16 protein-coding genes are annotated in these 17,226 nt (G+C 70.2%); 8 read left to right on the forward strand and 8 right to left on the reverse strand.

The annotated features are described in order from the left end of the window. Positions 1 to 13: 13 nt before the first annotated feature. The 3 genes from ABZ441_RS24375 to ABZ441_RS24385 all read right to left on the reverse strand — a co-directional run bounded on the left by ABZ441_RS24375 (position 14) and on the right by ABZ441_RS24385 (position 4,153). Positions 14 to 706: a class E sortase gene (locus tag ABZ441_RS24375; protein ID WP_358977809.1), complete on the reverse strand. Its 693-nt coding sequence runs from the start codon at positions 704 to 706 to the stop codon at positions 14 to 16. 79 nt (positions 707 to 785) lie between these two features. After that, a complete protein-coding gene (locus tag ABZ441_RS24380) occupies positions 786 to 2,450 on the reverse strand; it encodes an ATP-binding cassette domain-containing protein (protein ID WP_358977812.1) in 1,665 nt (554 codons plus the stop codon). Positions 2,451 to 3,034: 584 nt separating this feature from the next. Further along, the gene (locus ABZ441_RS24385; RefSeq protein WP_358977814.1) at positions 3,035 to 4,153 is read right to left on the reverse strand and encodes an NADH:flavin oxidoreductase; all 1,119 of its coding nucleotides are present in this window, start codon (positions 4,151 to 4,153) and stop codon (positions 3,035 to 3,037) included. A 289-nt stretch (positions 4,154 to 4,442) separates the two neighbouring features. Between ABZ441_RS24385 and ABZ441_RS24390 the strand changes: the two genes are divergently transcribed. Next, positions 4,443 to 5,327, forward strand: a complete 885-nt coding sequence (locus ABZ441_RS24390; RefSeq protein ID WP_358977816.1) for a sulfurtransferase — start codon at positions 4,443 to 4,445, stop codon at positions 5,325 to 5,327. 99 nt (positions 5,328 to 5,426) lie between these two features. On the opposite strand, the gene ABZ441_RS24395 is transcribed toward ABZ441_RS24390, so the two are convergent. Then, positions 5,427 to 5,684 (reverse strand): hypothetical protein, encoded by a 258-nt coding sequence (locus tag ABZ441_RS24395; protein WP_358977818.1) that lies wholly within the window; start codon positions 5,682 to 5,684, stop codon positions 5,427 to 5,429. A 1,130-nt stretch (positions 5,685 to 6,814) separates the two neighbouring features. Here ABZ441_RS24395 and ABZ441_RS24400 point away from each other — a divergent pair. From ABZ441_RS24400 to ABZ441_RS24415, 4 genes are all read left to right on the forward strand, one after another. After that, positions 6,815 to 7,414 (forward strand): hypothetical protein, encoded by a 600-nt coding sequence (locus ABZ441_RS24400; RefSeq protein WP_358977820.1) that lies wholly within the window; start codon positions 6,815 to 6,817, stop codon positions 7,412 to 7,414. Positions 7,415 to 8,024: 610 nt separating this feature from the next. Then, the gene (locus tag ABZ441_RS24405) at positions 8,025 to 8,795 is read left to right on the forward strand and encodes a polysaccharide deacetylase family protein (RefSeq protein ID WP_358977822.1); all 771 of its coding nucleotides are present in this window, start codon (positions 8,025 to 8,027) and stop codon (positions 8,793 to 8,795) included. Between the two features lie 242 nt (positions 8,796 to 9,037). Then, the gene (locus tag ABZ441_RS24410; RefSeq protein ID WP_358977824.1) at positions 9,038 to 9,247 is read left to right on the forward strand and encodes a hypothetical protein; all 210 of its coding nucleotides are present in this window, start codon (positions 9,038 to 9,040) and stop codon (positions 9,245 to 9,247) included. A 290-nt stretch (positions 9,248 to 9,537) separates the two neighbouring features. Further along, complete coding sequence (locus tag ABZ441_RS24415) at positions 9,538 to 10,050, forward strand: GNAT family N-acetyltransferase (protein WP_358977826.1); 513 nt, start codon at positions 9,538 to 9,540, stop codon at positions 10,048 to 10,050. Between the two features lie 168 nt (positions 10,051 to 10,218). On the opposite strand, the gene ABZ441_RS24420 is transcribed toward ABZ441_RS24415, so the two are convergent. Continuing rightward, positions 10,219 to 11,139 carry an MBL fold metallo-hydrolase gene (locus tag ABZ441_RS24420; RefSeq protein ID WP_358977828.1) on the reverse strand — a complete coding sequence of 307 codons (921 nt, stop codon included), beginning with the start codon at positions 11,137 to 11,139 and terminating at the stop codon, positions 10,219 to 10,221. Between the two features lie 238 nt (positions 11,140 to 11,377). Here ABZ441_RS24420 and ABZ441_RS24425 point away from each other — a divergent pair, with 238 nt between their 5' ends. The 3 genes from ABZ441_RS24425 to ABZ441_RS24435 all read left to right on the forward strand — a co-directional run bounded on the left by ABZ441_RS24425 (position 11,378) and on the right by ABZ441_RS24435 (position 13,632). Next, positions 11,378 to 11,587: a hypothetical protein gene (locus ABZ441_RS24425; RefSeq protein WP_358977830.1), complete on the forward strand. Its 210-nt coding sequence runs from the start codon at positions 11,378 to 11,380 to the stop codon at positions 11,585 to 11,587. Beyond that, complete coding sequence (locus ABZ441_RS24430) at positions 11,574 to 12,971, forward strand: amidase (RefSeq protein ID WP_358977832.1); 1,398 nt, start codon at positions 11,574 to 11,576, stop codon at positions 12,969 to 12,971. The genes ABZ441_RS24425 and ABZ441_RS24430 overlap by 14 nt, the downstream gene beginning before the upstream one ends. Positions 12,972 to 13,071: 100 nt before the next feature. Beyond that, positions 13,072 to 13,632 (forward strand): TetR/AcrR family transcriptional regulator, encoded by a 561-nt coding sequence (locus tag ABZ441_RS24435; RefSeq protein ID WP_358977834.1) that lies wholly within the window; start codon positions 13,072 to 13,074, stop codon positions 13,630 to 13,632. A gap of 382 nt (positions 13,633 to 14,014) precedes the next feature. Here ABZ441_RS24435 and ABZ441_RS24440 read toward each other — a convergent pair whose 3' ends face one another. The 3 genes from ABZ441_RS24440 to ABZ441_RS24450 form a co-directional block, all read right to left on the reverse strand. After that, positions 14,015 to 14,848: a PIG-L family deacetylase gene (locus ABZ441_RS24440; protein ID WP_358977836.1), complete on the reverse strand. Its 834-nt coding sequence runs from the start codon at positions 14,846 to 14,848 to the stop codon at positions 14,015 to 14,017. A gap of 308 nt (positions 14,849 to 15,156) precedes the next feature. Further along, positions 15,157 to 16,332 carry a hypothetical protein gene (locus ABZ441_RS24445; protein WP_358977838.1) on the reverse strand — a complete coding sequence of 392 codons (1,176 nt, stop codon included), beginning with the start codon at positions 16,330 to 16,332 and terminating at the stop codon, positions 15,157 to 15,159. A gap of 289 nt (positions 16,333 to 16,621) precedes the next feature. Further along, the gene (locus tag ABZ441_RS24450) at positions 16,622 to 17,203 is read right to left on the reverse strand and encodes a helix-turn-helix domain-containing protein (RefSeq protein ID WP_358977840.1); all 582 of its coding nucleotides are present in this window, start codon (positions 17,201 to 17,203) and stop codon (positions 16,622 to 16,624) included. Between the last annotated feature and the right edge of the window lie 23 nt (positions 17,204 to 17,226).

A 17,226-nucleotide genomic window follows, 5' to 3' on the forward strand; every position in this document is an offset into this window, starting at 1 on the left:
CAGGGCGCCCGGTTCAGGCGGGCCGGGAGGACACGAGTACGCCGATCCTGTCGATGCGGTGCTCAGGATTGTGGTGGGCGTCGCGCCAGAAGTTGCCGGCCGCGTCGTCCTCGGGAGTCGCGCACGAGGAGAGAGTGATCATCGCGCGGGTCGGCTTCTCACCGGGCTCGCCCGGCACCTCGGCGCGCTGTTCGGCGAGCGAGCGCTCGGACCGGAAGGACGTCTGCCGGTTCTCTGTGATCCGGTACTCGTAGACCGTGCCGCCCTCCGTGACGAGGACCGCGTCACCCTTCGCCAGCGCGGGCAGCTCCCGGAGCGGGCCGCCGGCGGAGAGCCGGTGGGCCGTCACCAGGTAGTTCCCGATCTGACCCGGCCCGACGCCGCCCTGCTCGCCGTACGGGCTGGCGGCCACCCCGCGGTCCTGGATGCGGGTCCCGGGTCCGTCGTCCGTGGTCCCCTCGTACGGAACCACGCGCAGGTCGGTCACTCCGATCGACGGGATCGTGAGCTCCGCGGTCTCCGTACGGGGGTCGGTCCGGTCGGACGGCGGGCCGGTGGACGGGCCCGCGGGTGCCGTCACCGCCGTGGCGGCGACCGGCGGAGGCCCGGCGGCCGCCGCAGCGGCCGGACCCCCGGCCGCGAGCAGGAGGACGGCGATGCCCGCGAGGGCCCGGGGAACGTTGCGGGGAACACGGGGACGGTGCATGGCGTGATCCGGATCAGTAGCCGGTGGTGTCCGGGGCGGGCCCCGGAGTGCGACCCGCACCCTTCCAGTACACCACCGGCTACCCGATCGCGTCGGGTGCGCCCAGCAGCTCGCGCACCTCCTCGGCTCCCAGCTCCGTGAGCTGCTCCCCCACGAGCAGCCAGCGGGTGATGCCGACCGACTCGAGGAACGCCAGATCGTGCCCGGCGATCAGCAGCGCGCCCTCGTAGGACCCGAGCGCGCTCGTCAGCTGCCGCACACTGGCCAGGTCCAGGTTGTTGGTCGGCTCGTCCAGCATCAGCAGCTGCGGTGCCGGTGTGGCGAGCATCGTCGCGGCGAGGGCGGCGCGGAAGCGTTCACCGCCCGACAGCGTGCCGGCCGGCTGCTCGGCGCGCGCCCCCTTGAACAGGAAGCGGGCCAGCTGCGCCCGGATCTCGTTGTCGGTGGTCCCGGGCGCCGCCCGGGCCACGTTCGCGGCGACGCTCAGACCGTCGTCCAGCACGTCGAGGCGCTGCGGCAGGAAGCGCAGCGGCACATGGGTCCGGGCCTCGCCGCACGCAGGCGCGAGCTCCCCGGTGAGGGTGCGCAGCAGCGTCGTCTTGCCCGCCCCGTTGCGGCCGACGAGTGCGATCCGTTCCGGCCCCTGGACATGGAGCGAGCCTCCCCGCAGCCTGCCGAAGCGGGGAGTGAGCCCCTGCACGCTCAGCACCGTACGGCCCGCCGGAACGGCGGTGTGCGGGAGTCTCACCCGGATCTCGGTATCGTCCCGGACCGCCTCCGACGCGGTGTCCAGCCGCTCCCGCGCGTCCTGGAGCCGGTCCTCGTGCAGCCCGCGGAGCTTGCCCGCCGCCTCCTGGGAGGACCTCTTGTGGGCCCCGGCGACGATCCTCGGCGCACGCCGCTCGGCGTCCATCTTCCTGTTGTGCCGCTGGCGGCGGGCCACCTTGGTACGGGCCTCCTCCAGCTCGCGCTTCTGGCGGCGTACGTCGGACTCGGCCGCCCGCACCATGCGGCCGGCCGCTTCCTGCTGGGTGGCCAGGGCCTCCTCGTAGGCCGACCAGCCACCTCCGTACCAGCTGACCGAACCGGCGCGCAGATCCGCGATGCGGTCCACCCGTTCCAGCAGGTCACGGTCGTGGCTGACCACGACGAGCACGCCGGAGCGCCAGGACTCGACGGCCTCGTACAGCCGGCGGCGCGCGAACACGTCGAGGTTGTTGGTCGGCTCGTCGAGGAGCAGGACGTCGGGGCGCTCCAGCAGCAGTGCCGCCAGCCGCAGCAGCACCGTCTCGCCGCCGGACAGCTGACCCACGGTGCGGTCGAGCCCGATGCCGCCGAGGCCGAGCGACCCCAGGGTCGCCAGGGCCCGTTCCTCGACGTCCCAGTCGTCGCCGACCGTCTCGAAGTGGGCATCGGCGACGTCGCCGGCCTCGATCGCGCGCAGCGCCGTGCGCCGCTCGGTGATGCCGAGGGCGTCCTCGACGCGGAGGTCCGTGTCGAGGGTGAGGTTCTGCGGGAGGTGGGCGAGGTGCCCGCCGACGGTCACCGAGCCCGCGGACGGCTTCAGCACGCCGGCCAGCAGCCGCAGCAGGGTGGACTTGCCCGATCCGTTGGTCCCGACGAGTCCGGTGCGGCCCCGGCCGATGCTGAGGGACAGCCCGTCGAAGACTCCGGTGCCGTCAGGCCACCGGAAGGACAGGGCGGAGCAGCTGAGGGACGCGGCGGGGGTGGTGGGACGGTTCATGTGGTCCTCGCAGTCGCAAGCGTGTGAACAGGGGCTTCGTGTGCGAGCACCACGCGGCGACCGGCCGGGGGAGGAGGGGGGTGCGGTCCTCCGGACGACGGGGGACGGTTCATGCACCGAGGTCGCATCCACGCGGTGGGTCACGCGGCGGCAGGAGAGCCGGCAGGGCGTGACGGGCTACGGCAGGGGCCGTACCGCGCGATGATCGCGGACCTCAGATGCGCAACGTCCACCTCTATCGGAGACGACAGGACTCGAAAACTGTACCCCGGGCCCGGCACGGGCGCGCCTGACTTTCCGGCGGATCCGCCGCGCCGGGGGCGCCGTATGCCGGGTCCCTGTGCCCGGGACCACCGAGGACCGCCGCGGGGGCGCCCGGACGGGTGCGCACCCGCTGCGGCGCACTCGACCTCGGTCCTGCTCACGCGGTGAGCCCGCCTGAGCGCGCCGCGAGCCGCAGCACGGGACAACGGTGCCGGGTGACCCGCTCGCCCCCGTCGGGTTCGCGGGCGCGGGCCGCGCCGCAGTACGCCGAGGGGGCACGCCGGTATGTTCACCCGCCGTGCCCCCGGCTCCGCGCCCGGTCAGCGCAGGGTCTTCAGCATCTCCGCACCGAACGGTGTGATGTCCTCCGTACGCCCGCGCAGGGTCTTCGTCGCCCACTCGGGGTCGGCGATCAGCGCACGGCCGACGGCGACCATGTCGAACTCGTCGCGCTCCATCCGGTCCAGCAACTGGTCGATGCCGGTGACCGAGGAACTGTTGCCCTGGAAGGCGCCGAAGAAGTCGCCGTCCAGGCCGACCGAGCCGACGGTGACCGTCGGCCTGCCGCTGATCTTCTTCACCCACCCGGCGAGGTTCAGGTCGGAGTCCTCGAACTCCGGCAGCCAGTACCGGCGGGTGGAGGCGTGGAACACGTCGACGCCGGCCTCGGCCAGCGGCGTGAGGAGGGTGTCCAGTTCCTCGGGCGTCCGGGCCAGCTTCGCCTCGTAGGAGTCCATCTTCCACTGGGACATGCGGAAGAAGAGGGGGAAGGAGTTGGACACGGCCGCGCGGCACGCCGCCACGATCTCCGCCGCGAAACGGGTGCGCGCGACGATGTCGCCGCCGTACGCGTCGGTGCGGCGGTTGCTGCCCGACCAGAGGAACTGGTCGATCAAGTAGCCGTGGGCCCCGTGCAGTTCCACCCCGTCGAAGCCGAGGCGCTCCGCGGCGGCCGCCGCGTCCGCGAAGGCGGCGATGACGTCGTCGAGGTCCTTCTGCGTCATCGCGCGGCCCTTGGGCTCGCCGGACAGGGACACACCCGACGGGCCGACCGGCTCGGCGTCGGCCACGGGCGGGGCGCCCTCGGCGCGCGTGACACCGACGTGCCACAGCTGCGGAACGACCGTCCCGCCCTCCCGGTGCACGGAGTCCACGACTCCCGCCCAGCCCGCGAGCGCGTCCTCGCCGTGGAAGCGCGGCACCCGGTCGCTGGTGCCCGCGGAGGCGTGGTCGACGTAGGTGCCCTCGGTGATGATCAGCCCCACGCCGCCGGCGGCGCGGCGGGCGTAGTAGTCCGCGACGTCCTGGCCCGGGACGCCGTTCGGAGAGAACTGCCGGGTCATGGGCGCCATGGCGATCCGGTTCCGGGAGGTCAGTCCGCGGACCGAGAAGGGGCGCGAGAGAGCATCTGTTGCACGGCGGGCATTCTCGTCTGTCACTGCGTGTCCTGTTCGTCGCGTGGGGGCAGATCCATCCCTCGCCAACATGCGCACCGTGCTCCGGCATCCCGACACCGGACCCGATGTGGTCAAGGTCTCCCCGTCCGGTTCGCCCGCCGCCCCAGGATCACCGTGCGAGCGGTTCGACGGCGGGGCGGGGCCGCTCCTGGGCGGGCTCCGCGGCCGACGGGGCCACGGAGGAGGATGTCGCAGCCGAACTCGAAAGTGCGGCGGGCCGGTTCTCCGACAAAAGCCGGTGGCGGCCCGCCGATTCCTCCGGAGGTCCCGCATGATCCCGACGACACGCGCCGAAACCACTGACGACGGACCGGCCCGCCCCCTCATCGGGGCCGGCCCGCTGGCCGCTCGGCTCGGGGAGGGCGTGGTCCTCCTCGACGCCTCCGTCGGTGCCCACCGGGGTGCGGCCGTGCGCATCCCCGGGGCACGCCCCTTCGATCTCGACGGAGAGCTGTCCGACCACGCCTCCGCCGTGCCGCACACCATGCCCGGTACCGAGGAGTTCACCGAGGCGCTGCGGGCACTCGGTGTGCACGACACCGACACGGTCGTCGTCTACGACGCACAGGGCGTCTACTCCAGCGCCCGCGCCTGGTGGATGCTGTGCGCCATGGGCTTCGACAGGGTCGCCGTCCTCGACGGCGGTCTGCCGGCCTGGATCGCGGCAGGCCATCCGGTCGAGCCTTCGCCCGCCGCGTACGACGGGCCACGCGGCACCTTCACCGCCCGGCCCCGGCGAGGTCTGATCGTGGACGCCGGTGCTGTCACCGAGGCCCTCGCCGATCCGGCCGCCGCCGTCCTCGACGCCCGCACCGCGGACCGTTACGCCGGTACGGCGCCCGAGCCGCGCCCAGGTCTGCGAGGCGGTCACATGCCGGGTTCCGTCAGCCTCCCCTTCGGAAGGCTCCAGCGGGACGGCGGCGTGATGCGGCCGGCTCACGAGCTGCGCACGGTGTTCAAGGCGGTGGCAGGGCGCCGTGAGCAGCTGTACTTCAGCTGCGGCTCCGGGGTCACCGCCTGCGTCCTCGCGCTGGGGGCCGCCCTGGCCGGCTATCGCGACCTCGCCGTGTACGACGGCTCGTGGAGCGAATGGGGCCTGCCCTCCGACCGCCCGGTTGCCACCGGTGAGGCTCCCGGGGCATTCGGGCCACGGTGACCGCAGGGCGTCACGGTGGGCAGCTCACCGAGCTGATGGTGGAGCCACCCGAAGGGCGGCAACTGCACTGCCGACAGCGGAGCCCTGGCGACGATGCGGTCAGCACCGTCGATGCCACCACGCCGACTCCGGTTCTGTCGCGGGGTCGTGGTGTGTGCGTCCGAGGAGCACCGTGTCCAGGCGCTCGACCTTCGCGCGGAGTTCGGTGGCGGCCCGTGGTGGAAGCATGAACAGCGCGTCCGCCAGCTTGTCCCGTGCCCAGCCCTCGCCGCAGCAGGAGCAGGTGAACTCCGCCTCCGGCCGACTCCAGCGGCGCTCGGTGCCATGGACACGCGCGGACCATACGCTCAGTGCCACCGACACGATGCCCGGAGACAAGCGTTCCCGTTCGAGAACGCGGACGGCGGCATTCGCCGCCCCCGAAAGGCCCGGGACATCGCGGTACCGCACCCAGGGACTCCCCCGGCCGCGTTCGCGCGGTCGAAGCGAAGCCGGTGATCTACGCGGCATGGACCCTTCGTATGCATGTCATGGGTGCATGTTTCCACAGGCCGGGCCGGCGGGACAGGGTTTCGCGGGAGCGAGGAAACATGCTCGCCGGGGTCGGTCGACCGCGTGGGCGGACTCCCGCCCGGCATCCCACCGGCGGTGTCCGCACACCGGGGCGCCGGCAAGCGGTCCGAACGCTCCCTCTGCTCCCTCGGCTCCGAGAGGCGTAGCCGCAACAACGGGGTCGGCGAGCGAGTCCGCATCTGCGCCGGCTCGCCGGACGGACGAGTACGTATTCGGCACAGGCTTCCACGCTGATGAGAGTTTTTTCGGACCTGCGGTGCATTCGATATTCGCCTGCCCCATGAAGAAACGCCGTGCCCATGTCACGGGGGCAGAGGCATCGAGTACACCGGTACAACTGTGGAACTTCTTGGGGTGATCACAAGGGTGATCGGACGGCGCGACAGGTTTGCGACCCGGAGAACGGCTGGATCGATGCGATCTCCACCGCAGGACACAAAAAAGATCCTCCGTTGGTCGCAACCTCGGCGCCGTCCCCGGCACGCTTCATTGCTGTCCAAGGAATTGCCTTTTCAGTGGCGCGGGGGAGATATCAGCCGGATTCGGCTTGATCTCAGGAATGTCCGGCTCGGGCGCACCGGATTCCCGGTAACCCTCTTCATTCCGTCGCGGGCGCACCGGCCCGACGGGCCTCCTCCCGCTGCCGACCTGGGCGATCGTCATCAGGACTGCCCATATGGACGGCTGCCCCATCGCGCACCCTCCTCCCGGGTCGTGCCCCTTCTCGGCTCGACCCGGGAGGAGGGTGCGCGGCAGTTTTTGTTCCTTGCGGGTGACGATGGGGCGCTCCAGATTCTGCGCATTTTCGTGGCGGAAAAAATGGGGCTGTAGGGGAGTGCGCAAGGCTCTGGCCGTTCGTTTTCCGTGATAGAGTCCAGATGGAATTATCGGCGCCGCGAAAAAAGGGGAATGGCGTGAACACCGAGAAGGTTACGGCTCGACGTCTCACGGGTGGAGAGGTATCGGAGTTGGGCCTCCAGGACAGTATTTTCGTCTCGGCGGAGACGGATGACCTTCCTCTCGACTGCTACGCACCGGCTTTCCTTACCGAGCCGGGTAAGAATTTCGAAGGAGGGTCCTTCGTCGCGAGGACGATCTTCGGCCAGGAAATTCATGTTCTCCCCGACAACGCCGAAGAGTCCGGGATCTGGGTCGCCGACAAGGCAGGCGAAGAGATCGAGGTTCTCCAGAGTGCGGGTGTCCTCCTGAACCTCGCCCTTTTCGTGCCGAACGGGAGCAAGGAATCCCTGGAGGCGCTGTACTCCGCCGCGCGCGATGCGTTCGGCGCGGGGATCGTTCAGCGCTGGAGCGAGGAAACCGTCGCGGTGCCGGACGTCAAGGTCGACCTCTACGAGGAGCCTGCCCGGGGGCGGAAGAACACGAGCAGCCAGAACCGCGACCGCCGCGCCCTGGACATCTACCCGACCCGAGTGCGGTTCCTGGAGCCCAGCGATGGCTGGAGGTTCGTTGTCGAACCGCACAAGGAGATGGTCGATGAGACGCCGACGATCTGACCTGATGGCAGGTTAGGTCTCGATCCGTGGTGGGAGCCCGTCAGCTTGCTGACGGGCTCTTCTGTATTCACGGGCGCGGGGGCAAACCACTGGCCCGGATGCCGTCCGTCTGAGACTGCGGACTGTCGACGCCGGGTGAGGTGCAACGGGCGCCGTTCAACGGGCCGTTCATGCGGACCAGCACTCGTTGACCACCGGTCGGCCGGCCGGGCAGGCGCCGCCGGGCACGGCGGGCCGAGACGCTGTCGCGTACCTCGTCACCGGTGGGGCGGCAGGCACCCGGACGGAGGTCGGGGCTGTCCGAACGGGCCGGCGGAACTCGTCGGTCACGGTCGGGCGGACCGGATGGGCGACGGCCATCGCTCCTGCTCACGGGGCCGATGACGGAGGGGCTGCGGTTCCTCCGCCGGAATCCGTGCGGATCGTCGTCCGCCACCCTGACCGGAACTTCTTCGAGTCGGTTGCCTCCTCGTGTGTCGCGGATCTCCTGTGTTTGTCGTCGGCTCCCTGCGGGTTCGTCTGCGGTCGGTAACAGGGGGATCGCGAGGGGGTGTTCGTGTGACTTCATGGGGACACGGCATCGGGCGGGGCAGTGAAGGGGCAGGCAGACATGGCAAGGCACAAGGGAAGGGGATGGCACGGCAGGCTTCTCGGGGCGGGGCTCGGGGTGACGGCGCTGGCCGCTGCCACCTCGGTGTGGACCGCCCAGGCCGATCCCGCCGGAGGGCGGCAGCCGCAAGCACGTGCCTCGGCGCCGGATGCCCGCTCGCAGGGCCAGGTGGCGGCGGACATCGCGCACGCGTCGGACCGCGGCGCCCGGGGCGTCAACATCACCATCGACGACGGACCGGACCCGGTCTGGACGCCGCAGGTGCTGCAACTGCTGAAGGACAGCGGCGTGAAGGCCACGTTCTGCATGGTGGGCACGCAGGCGCAGGCCTATCCGGACCTGGTCAAGAAGGTCGTGGCGGCCGGGCACCGGCTGTGCAATCACACGGTCTCGCACGACACCACCATGGACACCCGGTCCGAGGAGTACCAGTCCCAGCAGATCCTCGAGGCCGAACGCATGATCACCGAGGCTTCCGGAGGCGTACGGCCCCAGTACTACCGGGCCCCGGGTGGTGCCTTCACCCCGTACAGCCGGCAGCTCGCCGCATCTCGGGGAATGCGGCCGTTGGGCTGGAACGTCGACTCCAAGGACTTCGAACATCCCGGCGTGGACACCATGGTCGCCACCGTCAAGAGCGAGATCTCCAACGGGCCGACCGTCCTCTTCCACGACGCCGGAGGAGACCGCTCCCAGACCCTGGCCGCTCTGCGCGAGGTGCTGCCCTGGCTGAGGCAGCAGGGGTACTCCTTCGGCTTCCCCGTGCGGTGAGTCAGACCCGTCGGGTGGCGATGCGGCCTGCTCCCGGTGTCGGCCACGCGCCTTTCCCCGGGGACGGGCCAGCCGATGGCGGAGGCGGAGTTGTCCGCCGACGGCTGTGACGACGCGGTGGCCGCCTCACCGGACGTCGCATGCCGGCACGTGGCCGTCCGTTGCGGTCGCTGCCCCTCGCCGGGCACAACTGAGGTGCAGCAAGCTTGCCGAGAGGCCGTCGCCCGGCTTTGATCACAGGCATGACCATCGGCGCGGCCATCAGTCTTGTCGACGACCAGATTCTCAGCCACCAGATCCTCCGGGGCATCGTGACCCTGCGGGATCATCTGGGCTGCTCGCTCCATGAGGCTCTGGATGCCTTCGTCGCCCGGTACGAAGTGCTGAGGGTGGAGCAGCCGAAGGCCTTCGTGTGCGGTCACGACGAGTACTGGGCCAACTTCTGCTCCTGAGACTCCGCCGGCCCGGTGCACCCACCATCCCGGCTTCTACGGACCTGCCGGTCGACGACCCGGTACGCCTGGCACTTCGGCCTTGTCGCGGTGTCCCATGAGGAGCCCGGTACTTGAGCCGACAGGGGGCCTCGAACTGCGAGGACACACCTCTCGCGTGGAGCCGTCCGGGTCTGCGGAAGTCCGCCGCTGACCGCCCTGACCGCCACGTGATGGCGCACGCTGTTCGGGGATCTCGGCTGCCCCGAAATCCACTGTGCGGATCTTCTTCGGACTGCTGGGATGGGTGCATGAGTCTCTTGCCGGCCGAGGTGGCCGAGGCCGTCGTCCGTGTCGTTGTCCGTGATCTGACGCCCGCTGACCTGCCGGCCTGTTCCTGGGCCGGTTCGGCGACCCATATGGGCAAGGTGGCACGGGAGTTGGAGCGTGCAGAAGCTGGTGAGGTGGACTACCTGGCGCTCTGCACTCCGGTTGGTCTTCCGGTGGCGATCGGCGGTGTCGACTACCAGGTGGTGGAAGGCGCGGGCACGCTGTGGCAACTCGGGGTGCTCCCGGCCCTCCAGTCGTGCGGTCTGGGCGCCGTGCTCATACGCGCCGCGGAGGACCGCATCAGGGCACGCGGACTGCGGCGCGCGGAACTCAGGGTGGAGGAGAGCAATCCACGCGCCCGGGCGCTGTACGAACGCCTGGGGTACGTGGCCTACGGCAGCCGGCCCGACGCCTGGGACGTGGAGGCGCCGGACGGTTCACTGCGCCGGTACGAGACCATGTGCACGCTCATGCACAAGGACCTGTCTCACTGATCGCTTCAACGTGAGGCTCACAGCCGTCTCGAGCTACGACGTAGAGGCGAGTTGGAGCAGTCCGGGGTTGCGGCCGGCGATCTCGGGGGTGATCCCACGTGCGTGGGTAGGGGATGCCGATACCTTCGGGTTGCTGCGAGAGCTGGGCGCGGTCCTCCTGGCCGTACTTCACACACGACTGTCCGGCGCAGCGGGTACGAGTCTGTACGCGTTGTCCTGGGGGACGACACGGCCCCCGGTGGGCGGCGGGAAGTGGCTGCCCAGCAGCAAGGTCCGGGTGCCGGAGAGTGAGCGGAGAATGCGCTGTCTGGTCGTGGCCGCTTCCCCCGTGTCGATGTCCACGCAGCTGCCCAGGCCGGGGTGGGCCAGCTGGACCGGGTGGTGGATGCAGTCTCCGGTGATGAGTGCGCTCTCACCGTGGCTGCGCACCTCCACTGCCACCTGCCCCGGTGTGTGGCCCGGAGTAGGCAGCAGACGGACGCCCGGCACGATCTCCGTGCCTTCGGCGGGGACGTCGACGAGGTCGAACAGGCCCGCGTCCCTGATGGGGTGCACCGAGTCCCGGAACATCTGGCATCGTGCCTCATCCATATCCACCCCCGCCCAGTAGTCCCATTCCGTGCGGGTGGCTAGGTAGCGCGCGTTCGGGAAGGTAGGGACCCAACTGTCACCCCTTTCACGAGTGTTCCAGCCGACGTGATCGGTGTGGAGGTGGGTGAGGACGACCAGGTCCACGGTCTCGGGTGCGAAGCCGGCCTGCGTGAGCCGTCCCAGGTAGTCGGTGTCCAGGTTGTGCCAGGCGGGATTGGCCCGCTGTTTGCCGTTTCCGATGCCGGTGTCGACGAGCACCCGAAGGCCGTTCACCTCAACCGCGAAACTGTGGCTCGCCAGACGCAGGACGCTCTGCTCGTCCGCGAAGTCGGGCCGCAGCCAGTGCGCCCGGGCGACGACCTCCGGGCCGGCTCCGGGCAGCAGCCAGGGTCCGGTCTGCGGGGGAAGGTGGATCTCGTCCACACGCCGGATGGCGACGTCTCCTACCGACCACGTCGGGATGTGGTTGTGGGCTCCGGTACCGGTTTCAGCGGTCATGAGGTGTTCCTTACCTGCCGTGAGTGAGAAGGGGTGAGTGCTCCGGAAGTGGAGTGCGTCGCATGGCAGGGCCCGCGGAGGGGCTCTGTGTGGCTTCCCCTCCCTGGGCTAAAAGCAACGGGTTTGCGTTTAGGTACCGTAGGTCCTAGCGTCCACTAAGGCAAACGGTTAGCGTTTGGCTGTTCAGGGGTGGACCGCGGTCCACCGCGAAGCGACCTGCAGAGCCGAGAGGGCGGTCATGGGCACAAGTGAAATCACCCCACAGGGAGCGGCCCGATGGGCGCTTCGGGCAGGGCTTCCGCTGGGCGGCGAACGGCACGAGGCGGTGGCGGGTACCGCCCGTCACATCCAGTCCGTCGTCGCCACCTTGCGGGAGCTCGACTTCGAGGACACCGCACCGGCGGCCGTCTTCATCGCCGTGAAGGAGGTCTCCGATGCGGCCGTATGAGTTGTCACTCGCCGAGGCGGCCCGCGCCGTGCAGGCGAAGGAACTGTCGCCGGTCGAGCTGACAGATTCCGTTCTGGGCCGCATCGACGCGGTCGAGGAGCGGCTCCGGGCCTACGTCACCGTGGATGCCGACGCCGCGCGCCGCTCGGCGGCCCGTGCCGAGCGTGAGATCGCGGCCGACGGACCACGCGGCCCCCTGCACGGCATACCCATGGCCCTGAAGGACCTGATCGACGCCGAGGGCATGCCGACCACGGCGAGCTCCCGCGTCCGGGCGGAGCACGTCGCGGACAGCGACAGCGCTGTGGCCGCACGCCTGGCCGGGGCGGGCGCGGTCCTGATCGGCAAGACTCACACCCACGAATTCGGCTACGGTCTGACCACGCCGCAGACCAGCAACGCCTGGGATCACAGCCGTGTCGCCGGGGGGTCGAGCGGCGGCTCCGCCGTGGCCGTGGCTGCGGGAGAGGCCACCTTCGCACTGGGCACGGACACCGGCGGCTCCATCCGCGTCCCCGCTGCGCTGAACGGTGTGGTCGGACTCAAGCCGACCTACGGCCTTGTCTCCCGGCACGGCGTCACCTCGCTGTCCTGGTCCCTGGACCATGTCGGCCCCCTCACCCGCACCGTCCAGGACGCGGCACTCGTCCTGGACGCCCTGGTGGGCCACGACCCGCGCGACCCGGCAAGCCGGCCGTTCGCGCTGCGGGGCGACCTGTTCCGCCAGGAAGGAGACCTGAAAGGACTATGCGTCGGAGTGCCGCGCAACTATTACTTCGAACGGATCTCTCCCGAGGTCGAGGCAGCGGTCCGGCGGGCCGTCGCACGGCTCCAGGAGCTGGGGGCCGACGTCGTCGAGGTCGAGATCCCGATGGCCCGCTACGTCCAGGCGATCCAGTGGGGGCTGATGGTCCCCGAGGCCACGGCCTACCACGAGCACACACTCCGCTCCGTCCCCGAGCTGTACACGCCGGACGTACGCATCCTGCTGGAGGCCGGTGAACTCGTCCTCGCCGGAGACTATGTGCGAGCCCAGCGTGCGCGGACCATGATGCGCGACGCCTGGACGCGGATGTTTCGCCACGTCGAGGTCATCGCCGCTCCCGCGGTGCCGACGACCGCCGTCGAGGCGGGCCGGGAAACCGTCGAGTGGGTCGACGGAAGCGTGGAAGCCGTCTCCGACAGCTATGTCCGGCTCTCGGCGCCGGCCAACATCACCGGGGTCCCGTCGCTCACCCTCCCCGTCGGCCACGACCACGCGGGCCTGCCCATCGGCATGCAGCTCATGGGCCGTCCGCTGCACGAAGCGACCGTGCTGCGGGTGGGGCGCGCCTACGAGCTGGCGGGCGCCGGCACAGGACGACTCGCCCCGATCGCGGCCTGAGCGCGCGGCGCCCGGCCGACGAGCCGTCGGCCGGGCAGCGCGCCCGGGCTGCGGCAGGAGGCCCGGCTAGAAGCAATGAATTTGCATTAAGGTGGATGGCATGAGCCCCAAGCCCATGGTTCGCCCGGGAGGGCGCAGCACTCGCGTGCAGGAGTCCGTACACGCGGCAGTCCGTGAACTGGACGCCGAAGTCGGGCGGGACGCGCTGACCGTCCCCCTCGTCGCGGCCCGCGCCGGGGTGACGCCGTCGACCGTCTACCGCCGGTGGGGCGATCTGCAGGAGCTCCTCTCCGACGTCGCGGTCGAGCGCCTGCGTCCCGAGGTGCCCCCGGCCGATCTGGGCAGCCTCCCCGAGGACCTCGGCGTATGGGCGGAGCAGTTCCTGGACGAGATGGACTCTCCGCCGGGTCGCGCCTACATCCGTGACGCGCTCCTCGGAGACCCGAACGGCAGCAACGCCGGACAGTGCTCGGCCTACGCCGCCGATCAGATCGACCTCGTGCTGGCACGCGCGTCGGAGCGGGGCGAGGCCGTCCCCGACACGGAGCAGGTCATCGACCTCGTCGTGGCTCCCATGATGTACCGGATTCTGTTCCGCCCCAGTCGGCTGGACGCCGCGTACGCGCGCGACCTCGTCGGGAACGCCCTCGGCCGGCACTGAGGCCTGGGGTCGCCCGCCACGTCCGGTCCGATCGGAGCCGTTGCGTGAAGCCGACGGACCGCGAGGCTGTCATTCACCGGGGCGCCGCAGCTCCCGTCGCCCGGGCATCACCCCAGACTTCGGCCGCATGTGGCCTCTGATCTGGGGTGATGGTCGTTGCGGCCCTGAGCTCAAGGTCCCGGTGAAGCTCCCGGAGACCGCTGGCCACCGAAGCCACCGGAGCCTCGTGACACGGCCCTTCGTGCTGAGTCGGGGGCGGTCGGCCCGGTCGTGGGACTCGACGCCGGCCCACGCGGACGCGCCTTCTCCTCGGAGTGAGAGGGGGAGGTCGGGCCCTGGAGGTCGAAGTGCTGCCGCGGGGCCGGGTGGGCGGGCAGGCGGATCAGCGCAGTCCGGCGAAGAGATCGTTCTCGGGTACGGCCGCGCCGGTGGAGTCCTTGACGCGTACGAAGGTCTCCGTACCCATCAGCTCGCCGAACCTCTCCTTGCCCATCCTGAGGAAGAAGATGTTCTCGCCCTGACTGGCGTGCGCGGCCAGCGCATCGAACTTCTGATCGCTGAACGCGGCGGTGTCCACCCACGTGGTGATCTCATCGTCGGGGAGGCCGATCTCGGCCAACGCGGCCGCCTCTGCGGGATCCGGCTCCGGCATGTCCCCCTGGAACTCGCGCATGGTCTCCCCGAACCGCTGCATCATCGAGCGGGGCATCGTCGTCCAGTACACCTTCGGTGTCAGCGCGGTCATCTCCAGCGCCGCCATCGTGATGCGGTTGGCCTGGATGTGATCGGGGTGGCCGTAGAAGCCGTTCTCGTCGTAGGTGACGACCACATCGGGTCGGTAGTGCCCGATGAGTTCCGCGAGCCGGGCGGCGCCTTCCTCGACGGGGGTCCGCCAGAAGGCTCCGGGGGCGTCGTTGCTGGGCCAGCCCATCATCCCGGAGTCGGCATAGTCCAGCATCTCCAGATCGCTGATCTTCAGGACGTCGCAGCTCGCCTCGAGTTCCCGCCGGCGCATCGACGCGACGGCCGCCGGATCATGCCCGGGATCGCCAGGCTTGGTGCCCGCCGTTCCGTCGCCGCAACCGCCGTCGGTACAGGTCACGAGAACCGTGCGGATGCCTTCCGCGGCGTACCGCGCGAGGACGCCTCCGGTTCCGGTGGCCTCGTCGTCGGGGTGGGCGTGTACCGCCATGAGCGTCAAGGGCCGGTCAGTCATGAAAACAGTCCTCCTGCAGAGCTACGTACTGGTCCGAACACGCGGCGGGCACACCGCGATCGTGGGGACCGGGTCCTGGTGGGGGAGGCCTTTCGGTATCCGTTTTCCCCGCCCGTGCCGCGCCGGTCCTTCGATCGATGCAACCGTGCAGGCCGGACCGCCTGTTCCCGGTGCGACCGCTCGGTCTTCCGGGCATCGGCGTTTTCAGGGGCACAGGCGCCGCGGATGGGCGGTCTCTGCCAAGGTGCCTGAGTTGCGCCGCCTCTGATGGCGCTCCGAGGCGAGACTCCTCGAAGTGGGCCGGTGGCTCAGAGAGGGATGAGGCGAACCTGGCTGTCGCAGAGCTTGATCATGTCGTCGTCGCCGTCCGAGGCATGCAGGGCAACCGCCCGGCTGCCGCAGGAGCAGTTCTCCGCGGAGAACTCCGCGACCGCCGCGTCCGTGACGTCCTCGAGATCCGGGATGTAAGGGCGGACGTCGGGCAGTGGGGTGCAGAAGGTGACGTTGGCGGTCAGTAGTGCCTCGTCCGTGTCGGCGAAGGAGAGCGAGACGTAGGACTTCACCGCTGTGTCGCCGAAGTGCTCCTGCGCGCCGTGCAGGCAGGCGGCGACGTAGGCCAGGCACCTCCGGACGAGGAGGGGCGCGCGTTCGTCCGTCGCGGAGGGCAGGTCGTGGTCCGTCATTCCCCTGCCGTTGACCGTGGTCTCCTCCGCGAGCCGGTCGGAGTAGCGCGGAAGGTTCTCAGGGAGCAGATCGGTCAGCACCCGCCCGCCGGCGGGTGTCACGGACCATCCTCGCTCAACGACTTCACGGAACACGGGAGGGATGTCCTGAGGGCTCGGTCCTGCGGTGCCCGTCTCCCGCAGGAGCGCCCTCATCCGAGCATTGCTTCGCATGTCCAGCCCCCGCACAGCGGCGTCGGCGCGCGCGAGTCCCCGTTCTGCCGACCATACTGCGGACTTCTGGAGCGTAGGCCCGTCGACCCGGGCCGCGCCCGCTGCGTATGCGGCCCAGAGCAGTTCCCGGCAGCCGAAGAAGGATTCCCCCCAACTGTCCACCCAGATGTGCACGCGGGACGGTCCGGCCTGTGTGGCGTCCCACCACTCCCAGCCCCGGGAGTCCTCGTCGGGGTCGAAGCGGTACAGCCAGTCCTGCAACTCCCACGGCCGGCTTTCCTCCATGTGCTCCACGTACCCGTCACGGCCGGTCCTGGCGAACTGCGGGGCGCGCTCCTCGTCCTCTGAACCGATGACCCCGAACCAGTCCGGAACGTCGTCCACCGGGAGGCTCTCCTGCTCGAAATCCGCAGTGCCACCCAGTCGAAGAGCAGGCATGAGGACCGAACGCAGACGCTGCTCGTACTCCGCGGCGTCGCCGTAGGTATGGACGACGAAGCGAGAGAGGACGGGCGGGGCGGATTCGGCACCGGGGCGATCCCGGAGTCGATGGAGTTCGACGGTCAGACTGCCGCTGGTATGCATCACGGTATGAAGTCTCACCCGTGTGTCACTCCGCCTGCCGCATCAGCCTGACCGCGGCGTTCCTCAACTCTTCGTCCGAAAGGTCATCGGGCCCGGTGGACTCCTGGTCGCCCGGCCTCGGCCAGCTCTGGCACCGATGGCCTGGGCGAGCTGCTCCGCCCCATCGGCGCGGTGATGGATACGTTCATGCGGCTGTGGCGCGGGGAGCCGAGGCAGTACCGCTGCCGCGCGGGTTCCGGTGGCGGTCCGGATGGCGGTGTTCGGCCGATAGTCGCCCGGGTCCGCGGCGAGCTCAGGTGCGTGGGCCCGCGCCGTGCAGCAGGGTGTCGATGATGCGGGCGGCGAGGGTGTCGGTGTCGATACCGGTGTCGTCCGGGCTCCCGTGCAGGGACTCCCCGAGGAGCGCGTAGTAGACGCGCCGCACCCAGTGGAGGTCGGCTGCCTCGTCGATGAGCTTGTCCGCCCGGGCCCGTTCCAGCACTGTGATGCAACGCCGGCCGATGTCCTCGTGGAGGGCGGCCGCCTCGCTGTCGGGATCGGCCGGCAGTTCCAGGGCGAATGTCCAGGCGCCCTTCACCTCGAGCACGTTGGCCGTGATCCGGTGCAGTGCCACCAGCGGAGGGGCGGTGTCCGGCCGGCCGTCCTCCACGGCTTGGGCGAGTTGGCGGGCTGCGGACGAAGCCAGCGCCTCGATCAGCGCCTGCCGATGGGCGAAACGGCGGTGGATCGTCGTCCTGGCCACCCCCGCCGCGGTCGCGATCTGCTCCATCGACGCGCCGGGATCTTTGGAGAGCACGCGTTCGGCCGCCTCCAGGATCGCGCGCACGCTGCGCTCCGCGTCCGCCCGCAACGGTCGTGCCGCTGTCTCACTCATGACGCCTCCCGGCCCTCCGCTTG

This window comes from Streptomyces sp. NPDC005752, assembly GCF_040630715.1.
Taxonomy (GTDB): domain Bacteria; phylum Actinomycetota; class Actinomycetes; order Streptomycetales; family Streptomycetaceae; genus Streptomyces.